Source organism: Pseudoalteromonas shioyasakiensis (assembly GCF_019134595.1).
Lineage (GTDB): Bacteria > Pseudomonadota > Gammaproteobacteria > Enterobacterales > Alteromonadaceae > Pseudoalteromonas > Pseudoalteromonas shioyasakiensis_A.
In genome coordinates this window covers 3,727,504-3,740,564 of sequence record NZ_CP077770.1, presented here as the reverse complement: position 1 = coordinate 3,740,564, position 13,061 = coordinate 3,727,504, and the positions used below count along the sequence as shown (strand labels likewise).

Here is a 13,061-nt window from a genome sequence, read left to right as displayed (position 1 = left end):
AATTTAGAGGATTATTAACATGACGACGATGACGAAAGAAGTCTGGTTTGTTACCGGCTCACAACATCTTTATGGTCCTAAGGTGTTAGAAACGGTTGCCAAAGACAGCGAAGCAATTGTAGCGGGCTTAAACAGCGAAGCTAATCTACCAGTAAACTTGGTATGTAAGCCTACCGTTAAGTCACCTGAAGAAATTCACGCTGTTTGCCAAGCGGCAAATACGGATCCTAACTGTGTTGGTTTAGTTTTATGGATGCACACTTTCTCACCTGCGAAAATGTGGATTGCTGGCCTAAGCGAATTACGTAAGCCTTGGTTACACCTTCATACTCAGTTCAATGCAGCCCTTCCTTGGTCTGACATCAACATGAACTACATGAATACGCACCAAAGTGCACACGGTGACCGTGAGTTCGGTTTCATCGGTACTGTAATGCGTAAAGAGCGTAAAGTTGTTGCAGGTCACTGGCAACGTGCTGACGTACAACAGCAGTTAGATGACTGGTGTCGTGCGGCAAAAGGTTGGGCAGAAAGCCAAACACTTAAAGTTGCGCGTTTTGGCGACAACATGCGTCAAGTTGCAGTTACTGAAGGTAACAAAGTTTCAGCGCAAATTACTTTTGGTTATGAAGTACACGCGTTTGGTGTCGCTGAGCTTGTAAAAGTGGTTGATACTATCACTGAAGAAGAAGTTGATGCACAGTTAGAGCTTTATAAGCAAGACTACGTAATTGCTGACGAAACTCTACAAGACGATTACGCAGTGAAAATGCTACGCAACGAAGCTCGTTTAGAGCTTGGTATGGAGCGTTTCTTAGAGAAAGGCGGCTTTAAAGCATTCACTAACTGTTTTGAAGACTTATCAGGTCTTTCTGGTCTTCCTGGTCTTGCTACACAGCGCCTAATGTCGAAAGGCTATGGTTACGGTGGTGAGGGTGACTGGAAAACAGCTGCTATGGTTCGCATCATGAAAGTAATGGGTGAAGGCCGTGACGGCGGTTGTTCATTCATGGAAGATTACACTTACAACATGGGTGAGACTGACCAAGTACTTGGCGCGCACATGTTAGAAGTGTGTCCTTCAATTGCAGCACAAAAACCACGTCTTGAAGTTCACCAGCACACTATCGGTGTGAAATGTGATGTAGGTCGTTTATTGTTTACTGCAAAACCGGGTGCTGCAATCAACGTATCACCAATTGATATGGGTAACCGTTTCCGTATTCTAATCAACGAAGTAGATACAGTGGCTCCGCCAGCTGATTTACCTCACTTACCTGTTGCTTCAGCGCTTTGGGAACCAAAACCAAATCTATCTGTAGCATCAGCTGCATGGATCCACGCCGGTGGTGCACACCACACAGCATACAGCCAAGCAGTAACAACCGATATGATTATCGATTTTGCTGAAATGGCTGGCGTTGAAACGATGATCATCGATAACGATACGACGATCCGTGGTTTCAAAACAGAGCTTCGTCATAACGCAGCTTATTACATGCTAAAACGTGGCCTGTAAGAATTAGTACTTTATGTACTAGAACGTGCTGTGTGTGAGCACGTTCACCCCAAATTTTGTTGTCGATTAAGCCAGTGATGAGCCTCGCTCTTCGCTGGCTTATGCTATTGTGAAGCGAAACATTTTAGGAGTAGATATGATCGATTTAAGCGCCTACCAAGGCATTATTTTTGATATGGATGGCACCTTAATTGACTCAATGGGCAGTCACTTACAGGCATGGCAAAAAGCTTGCGAAGCCTATGGCTACCCATTCGATTACGACTACATGTACAGCTTAGGTGGCATTCCGACCGTTAAAACAATTGAAATGCTTAACGAAAAATTTGGTTTAGAACATGACCCTCTGGTTGTGGCAAAAGATAAACACCAGTTTTGGGTTGATTTACAGCACCAACCGCTGGTAATTGACGAAACCGTCGCAGTACTTGAAAAGTACCATGGTGTATTACCAATGGGGGTAGGCACAGGCGCTGACCGCGAACATGCAATTGATCATCTAACTGATACCAATTTAATAAATAAAATAGGTGCGTTAGTGACTGCCAGTGATGTAAGTAGAGGCAAGCCAAACCCAGAAACATTCTTAAAAGTAGCAGAGCAATTAGGTGTTGAGCCAAGCCAATGTGTGGTGTTTGAAGACACGCAAATTGGTTATCAAGCTGCCAAAAGTGCGGGAATGGATTGCATCATGGTGAAAGACGGAAAAATTCAACTTTAGCGATTAAAGTTGCAATGACACCCTTATTTGTATTATAAAACTATAAATACAATTACAAAAAGGTTATTCATATGTCATTGCAATGTGTTTTCCAAGGTTTAAAAACAACTCATCAAACAGCCAGTTCGAACACGAAAAAGTCGCGCGGGCTTTATGCATTGTTGGTGACATGTGGGATTGCCCTTACACCAGCTTGTGCTCATCAAGGAGACAATATGACTACTTCCCCTTCAGCATCAATGACGGCCTATGGCGTTCTGGCTGATCAAACGCCGGTTAATCAAGTAACGCTGACTAATAGCAATGGTATTAGCGTTGATGTAATCAACTACGGCGGCATTATCACGCGTATTGAAACACCAGATGCAAAAGGCGAAATGGGTAATATTGTACTGGGTTTAGATAACCTAGAAGCATACACAAAAGCGACAACTTACTACGGTGCAATCATCGGTCGTTTTGGTAACCGTATCGCTAACGGTAAATTCACCTTAAATGGCACTGAATACCAATTAGCAACTAACGATGGTGACAACCACTTACATGGTGGTGTGCAAGGTTTCGATAAAAAAGTGTGGAACATGACACCGTTCACGACGCAAAACAGTGCTGGTGTTACCCTAAGTTTAGTGAGCCCTGATGGTGACCAAGGTTACCCAGGTGAAGTAACGACAGAAGTGACTTACACGCTAACGAACAACAACACGTTAGATATGCAGTTTATTGCTACGACAAGCAAGCCTACCATCATCAATATGACGCAACACAGCTACTTCAACCTAGCGGGTAAAGGCGACATTCTTGATCACCAAATGCAAATTAACTCAAAAGCAATTACCCCTGTGGATGGCGGCTTGATCCCAACTGGTGAGTTGATGGATGTTGCAGGCACACCGTTTGACTTCCGTACTGCTAAAGCAATTGGTCAAGATATCAAAGCTAGCAACGAACAACTGAAACTTGGTAAAGGTTATGACCATAACTTTGTGCTTAAAGACACGCCAAGTAATGAACTTATTGAAGCTGCTACGGTTTACGAAGCAAACTCTGGCCGTACGTTAACAGTTTACACAGAAGAGCCTGCAGTACAGTTTTATTCAGGTAACTTCTTAGACGGTAGTACTGTGCAAGCGTCTGGCTTAGTGCATAATTTCAGAAGTGGTTTTTGTTTAGAGCCACAGCATTTCCCTGATGCACCAAATCAGCCAACGTTCCCAAGCACAACATTATTACCGGGTGACGTGTATTCAACACGCATCGTGTACGAATTTGGTACAAAATAAAGGAACACAATCGTGAAAACAACAAAGCTTAAAAGCGCAATGCAAAAGGCTGGCTTAGCCAGCGTATTTGCCTTGTCGTTTGGCGCTCTGACTGGTTGTCAGACTACAGCTGAAGACAACACAGCTAAGAAAACTGACGTGGCAGCCACAGAAAAAGCGCCAATCCAAGATAATGGTATTTTTACCAACCCACTTTTTCCTAATGGCGCCGATCCATGGCTTGAGTACTGGGATGGTAACTATTACCTAACCACAACAACATGGACATCTGAGTTAGTGATGCGTAAATCACCAACACTAGCTGGCCTTGCTGATGCAACACCAGTCAATGTTTGGTCTGATTCAAACCCTGAGCGCTGTTGTAATTTTTGGGCGTTTGAGTTCCACCGCCTAAAAGGACCAAACGGCTACCGTTGGTACATGATGTACACAGCCGGTACTGATGGCACTTTAGATAACCAACACTTAAATGTATTAGAAAGTGCCGGTGATGATCCTATGGGTCCATACGAATACAAGGGCGCATTAATGCCTAACGTATGGAACATCGACGGTAACTACTTAACATACAAAGACAAGCTATATGTGATCTACTCACAATGGCAAGGCGATCAGCAATTAAACATTATCGCTGAAATGGAAGATCCGTGGACACTGAAAGAGAACTCACCGCATACGGTGATCACGCGTCCTGAGCTAGATTGGGAAATCAGTGGTCGTAAAGTAACTGAAGGTGCTGAAATTTTACAGCACAATGGTCGTACGTTTATGACGTACTCAGCAAGCTTCTGTAATACTCCTGATTACAAACTAGGTATGCTTGAGCTTGTTGGTGACGATCCGCTTAAAGCGAGCAGCTGGAAAAAATACGACAAGCCAGTATTTGAGCGTACAGAAGAAGTGTTTGGCCCAGGTCACAACGGCTTTTTCACATCGCCAGACGGTACAGAAGACTGGTTAGTTTATCACGGTAATGATTCGGTAGAGCACGGTTGTAGTGCGACTCGTTCATTACGTGCGCAAAAATTTACTTGGAACGACGATGGCACGCCAAGCTTTGGTAAACCATTAACACCAGGCGTTGAAGTAGCACCGCCATCAGGTGAATACGGTCCACTAGTAACGCGAGTACAAGGTCAGCGCTACCAATTAGTGAATGCAACAAGTGGCTTATGTTTAGACATTGCAGCTGATCCACAAGATGCACGTGCTGTACAGCGTCAGTGTGCAAGCACCAATGGTCAATGGGTTATTGATGCGACAACAGATGGTTTTGTTCGTTTAGCTAACCGTGAAGACAGCAAGTTCTTAGAGCTTGAAAGCTGTAATGACGCAGATAACGCTAAAGTACAATCTGCAGCATGGCGTAATAACTTCTGCCAGCAATGGAAAGTAGCACCAAGCACAGATGGTAATGTATCTATCACAAACCGTTACACAGGCAAGCCTTTAGCGGTTGCAGGCTGTTCTGCTGCACAAAACCAAGCGGTTCTACAGCAAAGCGACGCAACAGCATGTGGCGACTGGCAATTACGCCCTATGGGTAGTGTTGTAGTATTAAGCCAACAAAGTGGTAAAGCACTTAGCGTGGCAGATTCGGTTAAAGCGGGTACCAATGTTGAGCAACAAGCTTACACGCATAAAGATGCACAACAATGGTTCTTCGCACCAACAGATACTGGCTATGTAAGCCTTAAGCAAAGCGCTGACAGCGAGTTCTGTGCTGCGGTAGCTGATAACGCCTTAGTACCAGGTGCCAACGTAGAAATGGCTTCTTGTGCAGCGAAAACAGCACAGTGGCGCATTGCTCCAGTAGAAGGTGGTGGTGTGATGCTGATCAACCGCTACACAAAACAAGCGCTTGGTTTAAGTGACTGTGGTTTAGCTGAAAACACTAACTTCGCACAACAACCTGATTTAGGTAACAAGTGCCAAGTGTTCCATCTGCGTGAACCAAATTAAGTTATAAGTAAAAAATCGACTCAACCAAAGCCACTTCATTTATGAGTGGCTTTTTTTATAGCTGTCAGCCTTCAGCTGTCAGTTTTTAGCCGAGCGGTGGGGTATGTTGGTGATATGTTTGTCTGCTCGAAGGGTGTTGATTTCATGACGCGCCAAGCAAGCATGACGCCTACCACATCACTTGCCCTGCGGTAGGTTGGTGGTATGTTTGTCGGCTCGTAGGGTGTTGATTTCATGACGCGCCAAGCAAGCGTGACGCCTACCACATTACTTGCCCTACTCATTCTTCGGGTAGGTTGGTTTGAGCGAAGCGAAACCCAACATAATCCATCTAAACCTTCTCATGCCTCTACATTGCATATAAAACCCCACGTTTTGTTGTAGGCGTGAAATTTATTTCGCGCGTTGTTTAGGAGCTGTCAGTTTTTAGCCGAGCGGTGGGGTATGTTGGTGATATGTTTGTCTGCTCTTAGAGTGCTGATTTCATGACGCGCCAAGCAAGCGTGACGCCTACCACATTACTTGCCTGTTCATTCTTCGGGTAGGTTGGTTTGAGCGAAGCGAAACCCAACATAATCCATCAAAACCTTCTCATGCCTTTACATTACAAATAAAACCCCAGGTGTTGTTGTAGGCGTGAAATTTATTTCGCGCGTTGTTTAGGAGCTGTCAGCCTTCAGCCTTCAGCTGTCAGTTTTTAGCCGAGCGGTGGGGTATGTTGGTGATATGTTTGTCTGCTCGAAGGGTGTTGATTTCATGACGCGCCAAGCAAGCGTGACGCCTACCACATTGCTTGCCCTGCTCATTCTTCGGGTAGGTTGGTTTGAGCGAAGCGAAACCCAACATAATCCATCTCAACCTCTGCAATCTCCTAATTAATAAAATAACCGATAGGTTGCCACTGGCCACTACTTTTGCTGAGGCTAATTGTTTCAATGGCCTGCTCTTTATTCATAAACTGGCTTTGAAACTGAATGATCACATATTCGCCATCAGGCAGAGCGGGTAAAGAGTCATAATTCATCAGGCTTAAATTTTCACGCAAAATTACCTTGCCAAGTGGTACTCGAACTTGTTTTAACGCTTTGCTCCAGTTGCTTTGTGGCATTGTTTGTTTAAATAATGAGTCTGCTTGCTGCCAACTTTGCTGATACTGACCGTTGTCGATTAACGTAAGCCAGCTTTTAGCGCGATGAATAACTTCGAGCTCCTCAGCATTTGCACAAAAGCAGCTTAAAAAAATGATTAGTAAGAGCGTTTTTTTCATAGCAATTCCATTTACTTGTTGTTTATTGAATTCGTCTTGAAGTGTTTTTATATTACGGCGACGAACAATAAATACTATTCATCAATTGTGCGGTTTATTTTCCCGCAGATAAGCATTTTGACTGCCGATAAATCTTACAGCACATAGCTCAAGGTGCTTTGCGCTGCTCTAAATTAATCGATCAGATAGCCTAATGGATGCCAGCCATCGGCGGCTTTGCTAAGGCTGAGCGTTTCAACTACAGCCTCTTTATTCATAAACTCGGTTTGAAACTTGACCACTATATACTCACCATTTGGCAGGCCGGGTAATGAGTTATATTCTGCTGTGCCAAAATAAGTGCGAGACATAACTCGGCCCAAAGGAACGCGTATTTGATCTAAGGCTGTTTTCCAGCGAGTTTTTGGTGTGGTGTTTTGAAAGACTTTATCGGCTTGTTTCCAACTCTCGTGGTATTCTCCAGAATCTACCAAGGTTAACCACGCTCTGGCTGTTGAAATAGGGCTTGTTTCTTCAGCAGAGGCAAAAAAGCACACTAATAACGATGCCAGTAAAAACAGTTTTTGTAGCGTAAATCCATTTACAGAAAGTAATAAAATTTGACGCATAAGACGCCCTCACTTCGTTCATAGGGTGAATTCATAATACGAATGAGTTGGTTAATTTCTATACTGATAAAGTGCTAGTAAAGATGTTTTATTGAGATTTAAGTGTTGTTTTTTATTTGAGCGGTCTTTGCAATTGAGTTCGCAAAGTGGCTATGTAGATTAGGTCGTTAATTTTATGTTGTTGATTTATTGATCAAAACAAGTCGTTTTAATAGCTACTAAATGTAACGACAATGACCATAAATAACACTTGTTTTTGCTGCTAAGGAAGTTTCGTATTTGCGTGCTCGATAATTCAGAGCCCGCATAGTTACTGGGTTTTTGACCCTTTTTGGGGTTTTATGAGAGAGGTTAGCGAGGAGAAAGTTGGCAAGGAGAAAGTACCGTCCAAACCTAAAAGTCATTAGTCACAAGTTGGAAGCCTTGCTATTTGTCGTCACTTGAAAATCCCGATAATGCAAACTACCCTCAACGGTGAACCAATAGGGGTATACTTTATATGGATAGTTCACTCAATTTATTACGAAAAAAAGCTGAAAAGGATCTGAGTCAAGCAACACTTGAAAGCAATGTTGTTTTGGTTGAAGACAGTGATCTTGATTTTACTATTATCAACAAAGTGCTATCACCTAAGTATAATCTCAGGCGCTTCTCAACTGCCGAGGAATTGTTAGAGCAATTCACTAATTTAAAAGTCTCACTTTTTTTACTTGATTACCGATTGCCAGGTATGGATGGGATTGAACTGTGTCAGAGTATTCGCAGCGTTCCTGCGTTTGAGCATACCCCCATAATCATGTTAACTGGCGAAAATTATACAAGCTTTGAATATAAATTTTGGGACGCGGGATGCAATGATTTTATTGCTAAACCCTACAGTGCAGTAACACTGCAAAAACGTGTAGAAAAAGAGCTGAAATACAGTGCTTTGCTTGAGCAACATAAAGAAGCCTCAATGATTGACTCGCTCACTAAAGTTTTTAATCGACGCTATTTAGAAGTGGTGATGAATCAACTGAGTGCAAGGCATGAGTCACCCGAAGTCTCTGTGTTATTACTGGATATTGATTATTTTAAAAAATATAACGACCGTTATGGCCATTTGGCAGGTGATGCAGCACTGGTATCAGTTACTAACACAGTCAAAAGAGCATTAGCACGCGACACAGACTTTATTTCACGTTGGGGTGGTGAGGAGTTTGCCATAGTCCTTCCACACACTAACTATGATGGTTGTCAGTTGGTGGCAAAACGAATAATAGACCTATTGCACGAAGAGCATTTACCCCATGAAGACTCACCGAGTGGTTATTTAACTATTTCAATTGGTGGGGTGACTGTTCCGGAATCTCCAAGAGATTGGAAGACACTTTTCTTAAAGGCTGACGAAAACCTGTACGAAGCTAAAAAGAACGGGCGTAATCAATACTGTTTAAAGCCTAAAGCCTAAAGTTTTATACCAACACACTCATCAGTACACCGGGATCGCTGATACCTGCTTCTTTAAGCGCGTCGCTAATTGATTGGCTAAGAGTCATTATTTGCGTTTGGATTTCCATAACCATCTTGGTCTGCGTTTCAACTTGCACTTTTACAGCTTCATCTTCTTGGTTTTTGAGCGCTTGCAGTTTAGCTAATTGCTCTTTGGCAAGTTCGAGTTGCTCTTTGAGCTTTTCTAGTTGCTCAACCATTTTGCGAATATGCGCGGGGAGTTCGCTGGTTATTTCATCTTTTTTAGTGGGCTCTACCTCACGACCAGAGAGTTTATTCATCTCTTGGCTGCTGAGTTTGTAGCCTACTTTTGAACTGGTATTACTGCTTGCTGTATCTGCGTTTGAGATAGTTAACGCATTTGCTAATGAGTTAATAGCCATAATGAGAGCGATGAAAGTGGATGATATGTATGTATCGGCAAGGGGTACTAAAGCTTTAGAAAAAAGCCGGGTTTTCACCCGGCCTTTCCAGACAACAAATAGTTGAGGTGAGGCAGCTCACCTCACTTTGTTACTCCTGTGCAGCAGCTGCATCAAAGAGTGCTTTTATTTCTTCAGCGCTAATTGCACCGTTGAAAATTTTCAGTTCATCGATAGCACCGTTATAAGGTGTATCCCAGTAGTTAACACCGAGTGCAAACTCATTTGTTTCACCAGGAACCGTGAATACACGCGGGAAGCCATCGGTTTCTAGCTGTAATTCACCGTTAACATACATCTTCAACACATCACCGTTCGTACCATCAACAGTGAATGCAACATGTGTCCATTCTTTTGCAGGAATACGGCTATCTAGTTCGGCAGTATCGAAGAAGGCACCGTTATTTGCCCATAAACGAGTTAGGCCTGTACCTGCCATAGATGGCACATAACTTAACCAAGAACCTGCACTTGCACCTGCGAAGAACGCTGTAGTGTAATCAGTGAAGGTTTCAGGTTTTAACCACATAGATACTGAGTAGTCATTGGTCGTGATTAAGTTATCCGGTAGACGAACACCTGAACCTTCAAGGAATACTGCTTGACCCATGATACCGTCAACAAAAGTTACGTTACCACCAGTGTTGTTAATGAAACCACCGGTTGGTTTACCCGCTGCATACGCACCGTTTAATGCACTTAGGTCACCTTCAAAGCTGTATTCAGCAGGCGCAAGTGATTTTAAGGTTACATCGAATGACTTAGTATCAGTAAAGTCTTTGTACTTAATAGTTGCAGTTAATGTCACTACTTGGTCGCCAGCAGAGGCGCTAGGTTGAGTAACAACAGCTGTGCCGTTAACTGGTTTTAAGTACTCTTCGTTGTTTGATGTCCAGCTAATACCAGATACAAATGGACCTACACGCGGTAACTCAAAGCTTTCACGTACTGCAGAGACATCGCCTAAATCTAGTGCGTCAGTAATGAAGCTTTCGAATTTAGTCGGATCTGTCAGGTTATTGATTGCAGCACCATTGATGTCTAGGCCGTTTAGCGCGTAGTCGTAGACGATGAATTCATCAATTTGACCTTGGAAAGGTAAGTCCCAGCCGTAGTTAACACCAAGAGCAAAGTTACCTGTTTGTGCGCTAAAGAAATCAGGGCGAGGCATAGAACCTGCACGCACACCATCACGATAAAGGGTTGCAGTGCCATTTGCATAAGTGATTGCAATATGATTCCAATCCATTACCGCTGGAGAGTCAGAAATGATTTGGTTCCACATATCTGTGCCATCATCAGCTAAATAACGGCTCCATAGCATTGGTGTTGACGTAAAGTGTGTACTACCCGGAATCAAGCTCATCCAACGTGCATCAGATGTTGAAGCGAAGAATGAAGGCGTGAAGTTGGTCAATACTGTTGGCTTAAACCAATACGAAATGGTGTACTCATCACCCGTTACTAACTCATCAGGTAAACGCACGCCCGTTGCACCATCAAAGTTAAAGGCTTTACCTGTTTGCCCTTCAGCGTAGGCTGCTGTACCGGCACCCACATTTAACAGGTTGTTATCTGTTACACCCGCATCATCAAGGTTACCTAAGCCATCACTGAGTGAATCTTCAAATGCATAGTGTGCAATCGCATTTTTAAACTCTGGGCGCGCTTCTAGATTTACATTAAATGTTTTAGTCGTGCTCTCGCCGTTTAAAGAGATATTAGCTGTTAAAGTAACCGCTTTATTGCCGCGATCTGGCGTTGGAATGAATACTGAGCCTTCACTGGTGATGTAGTATTCATCACTACTTTCCCAGTTAATTGCAGCACCATCTTTACCTTTCGTTGGTAGTGAATAACCTTCGTCAGCGATTGATAATTCAGTTTTAATATCAAGAGCTTCTTGAACAGTGCCCAGCACATTAGCAGTATCTGTGATTTCATCACGTTTACTTGCCCAAATGGTAGCGCCTTCGCTTGATGTAGCTGATACAGTTACAGCCATTGCTTTAGTTGCATCATCCCATTGCCATTTAGCCACGCCAAAGTAAGTACCAGAATCTAACTCAAGTTTAATATTTGAGTCATCAATCATGTACCAGATACCTGGATCATCACCGGTTACTGAGTGATCTTCGTTTAAAGCAATATGCATTGAGCGAATAGCATCTGTATTTACATCATTGCCATGGTTGATAAATTTGTAATAGCCATAAAGTTCATCTGCCACAACCATGTTGTCGCCTTCAAGCGGTACATAGCGTTGTGGTGATGCCATCGGCCAACCTAATGAGTTAATGAACATTTCATGTACGCGAACTTGGTGCGCTTCTGAAATGGTTGGGAACTCAGTAGACGTTTGTGGGAAACGTGTATGCGTTACTAATATATGACGACCTGTCGCTTCATCGTAGTAAGCAGAATTATGACCCGGTGATTGGTAGCCCCATGCTGGTGCTGTTTCGCCAAGTTCTTGCGTATACTCAAAGCCGCCCATTAGTTTTTCGCCGACCTCTAGGCCGCCGATAGCTGCAATGTCATTACCTGCGTTATCTAGGTAAGGGCCATCAGGTGTTTTAGAGCGAGCAACACGTATGTTGTAACCACCATTAAGGTCAAAACCAGCAACTGAGAAGAATAGGTAGTAGTATTCACTTTCTGGGCTGTACATGGCAAATGCACCTTCCATTGCACGGAAGTCACCACCAACTAGCTTTTTACCATAGCCTTGACCTGCTTCTGGCATACCTGTTTCTTCGTCCATTGCTAGCACGAAAATACCGCCAGAGTATGAGCCGTAAACCATCCAAAGTTTGCCGTCAGCATCATAGAAAGCTGCAGGGTCAATGGCGTTAGGATCAACAGCACCATTCCACGTTGTTTGGCCATTATCAAGTGGGTAAGCTGTAAATTCAGCTTCTGTGCGATAACCGCTGCGTAAGAAAATACCTTTGTTTGTATACGGACCTTCGATATTGTCAGCTTCAGCTAAACCAAGGTAAGAGCGGTTCCAGCATACTTCATCAACAACATCTGGTGTATCTGGGTTGTCTTGTGCACAGTGGTTATAGTAAAACCAAAATTTACCATTTGGCGCTTTAATTACATCGGCAGCCCAGTTTCCTGTGAAGCCGTCTGTCCATTCAATACCTTCGGCAATTTCACCTGTGTAGTTGTAATCAAATAATGCGCTTTCATTAACGGCTGCGTTAGCTGAAAGGCTCGAAATCATTTCCCAGTTCAAGAGATCAGTTGATTTAGCGGCAGCAAGGTGTGAACCAAAAATATAATAAGTGTCGTCAACTTTAACGACAGAAGGGTCGTGCACGCTTACATTGGTAACCATCACGCTACCTGATTCAGTGTATTCAACACTGCTGCTTACTGTCGGTTTTGCACTTTGCGGGTCGGCAACCGCTGGTGCTGTGTCAAGCTTAGTACCATCTTCTTTGCCACAACCTGTAACAGCCAAAGAGCAGGCTATGACCATGGCTAATTTATTTAATTTCATTTTATGTGTCCTCTTGAAACTGGGATTCATTTTTTATTCGATTGTTGTCAATAAAATTGCCGCGTGCCTATATCAAACTAATAAGAACGTAGTATTGTAATTTTATAGTACGATTTAAAATGTGCAAATACTTTTGCAAAGGTAATTGATATGTAAACATGAAGTGTCAGGGTTTACAATATGTACAGCGTGATTTTAATTTTTTCAAGTTGCCAATTTGGGCGTTTTTTTCGCTTTTTTTATACTTTTAGGGAAGTTTTTTACTTATCTGAAAGTG

At 43.1% G+C, this 13,061-nt stretch carries 9 protein-coding genes; 5 read left to right on the top strand and 4 right to left on the bottom strand.

The window, feature by feature from the left end; all coding sequences use genetic code 11:
• The first annotated feature begins 19 nt into the window (after positions 1–19).
• The 4 genes from araA to KQP93_RS17245 all read left to right on the top strand — a co-directional run bounded on the left by araA (position 20) and on the right by KQP93_RS17245 (position 5,485).
• The gene (araA, locus tag KQP93_RS17260) at positions 20–1,519 is read left to right on the top strand and encodes an L-arabinose isomerase (protein ID WP_055198523.1); all 1,500 of its coding nucleotides are present in this window, start codon (positions 20–22) and stop codon (positions 1,517–1,519) included.
• Positions 1,520–1,655: 136 nt separating this feature from the next.
• Positions 1,656–2,240 carry an HAD family hydrolase gene (locus KQP93_RS17255; RefSeq protein ID WP_217875354.1) on the top strand — a complete coding sequence of 195 codons (585 nt, stop codon included), beginning with the start codon at positions 1,656–1,658 and terminating at the stop codon, positions 2,238–2,240.
• A gap of 215 nt (positions 2,241–2,455) precedes the next feature.
• Positions 2,456–3,523 (top strand): aldose epimerase family protein, encoded by a 1,068-nt coding sequence (locus KQP93_RS17250; RefSeq protein ID WP_239962179.1) that lies wholly within the window; start codon positions 2,456–2,458, stop codon positions 3,521–3,523.
• A 12-nt stretch (positions 3,524–3,535) separates the two neighbouring features.
• A complete protein-coding gene (locus tag KQP93_RS17245) occupies positions 3,536–5,485 on the top strand; it encodes an RICIN domain-containing protein (RefSeq protein ID WP_254907697.1) in 1,950 nt (649 codons plus the stop codon).
• An 871-nt stretch (positions 5,486–6,356) separates the two neighbouring features.
• Here KQP93_RS17245 and KQP93_RS17240 read toward each other — a convergent pair.
• Positions 6,357–6,752, bottom strand: coding sequence for a DUF4019 domain-containing protein (locus KQP93_RS17240; protein ID WP_217875353.1), 396 nt, complete (start codon positions 6,750–6,752; stop codon positions 6,357–6,359).
• Between the two features lie 173 nt (positions 6,753–6,925).
• Complete coding sequence (locus tag KQP93_RS17235; RefSeq protein WP_217875352.1) at positions 6,926–7,360, bottom strand: DUF4019 domain-containing protein; 435 nt, start codon at positions 7,358–7,360, stop codon at positions 6,926–6,928.
• A 499-nt stretch (positions 7,361–7,859) separates the two neighbouring features.
• Here KQP93_RS17235 and KQP93_RS17230 point away from each other — a divergent pair, with 499 nt between their 5' ends.
• Positions 7,860–8,810 carry a GGDEF domain-containing response regulator gene (locus tag KQP93_RS17230; protein ID WP_217875351.1) on the top strand — a complete coding sequence of 317 codons (951 nt, stop codon included), beginning with the start codon at positions 7,860–7,862 and terminating at the stop codon, positions 8,808–8,810.
• Positions 8,811–8,814: 4 nt separating this feature from the next.
• Here the strand turns inward: KQP93_RS17230 and KQP93_RS17225 are convergent, their stop codons facing one another.
• Together KQP93_RS17225 and KQP93_RS17220 are read right to left on the bottom strand one after the other, a co-directional pair.
• Positions 8,815–9,234 (bottom strand): hypothetical protein, encoded by a 420-nt coding sequence (locus KQP93_RS17225; protein ID WP_254907696.1) that lies wholly within the window; start codon positions 9,232–9,234, stop codon positions 8,815–8,817.
• Positions 9,235–9,364: 130 nt separating this feature from the next.
• Positions 9,365–12,784, bottom strand: coding sequence for a LamG-like jellyroll fold domain-containing protein (locus KQP93_RS17220; RefSeq protein WP_217875350.1), 3,420 nt, complete (start codon positions 12,782–12,784; stop codon positions 9,365–9,367).
• Between the last annotated feature and the right edge of the window lie 277 nt (positions 12,785–13,061).

Bases quoted from the DNA above. Each gene is read 5' to 3' on its own strand.
- KQP93_RS17235 (WP_217875352.1), bottom strand. From the start codon at position 7,360: ATGCGTCAAATTTTATTACTTTCTGTAAATGGATTTACGCTACAAAAA.
- KQP93_RS17230 (WP_217875351.1), top strand. From the start codon at position 7,860: ATGGATAGTTCACTCAATTTATTACGAAAAAAAGCTGAAAAGGATCTG.
- KQP93_RS17220 (WP_217875350.1), bottom strand. From the start codon at position 12,784: ATGAAATTAAATAAATTAGCCATGGTCATAGCCTGCTCTTTGGCTGTT.
- KQP93_RS17240 (WP_217875353.1), bottom strand. From the start codon at position 6,752: ATGAAAAAAACGCTCTTACTAATCATTTTTTTAAGCTGCTTTTGTGCA.
- KQP93_RS17255 (WP_217875354.1), top strand. From the start codon at position 1,656: ATGATCGATTTAAGCGCCTACCAAGGCATTATTTTTGATATGGATGGC.
- KQP93_RS17250 (WP_239962179.1), top strand. From the start codon at position 2,456: ATGACTACTTCCCCTTCAGCATCAATGACGGCCTATGGCGTTCTGGCT.
- KQP93_RS17225 (WP_254907696.1), bottom strand. From the start codon at position 9,234: ATGGCTATTAACTCATTAGCAAATGCGTTAACTATCTCAAACGCAGAT.
- araA (WP_055198523.1), top strand. From the start codon at position 20: ATGACGACGATGACGAAAGAAGTCTGGTTTGTTACCGGCTCACAACAT.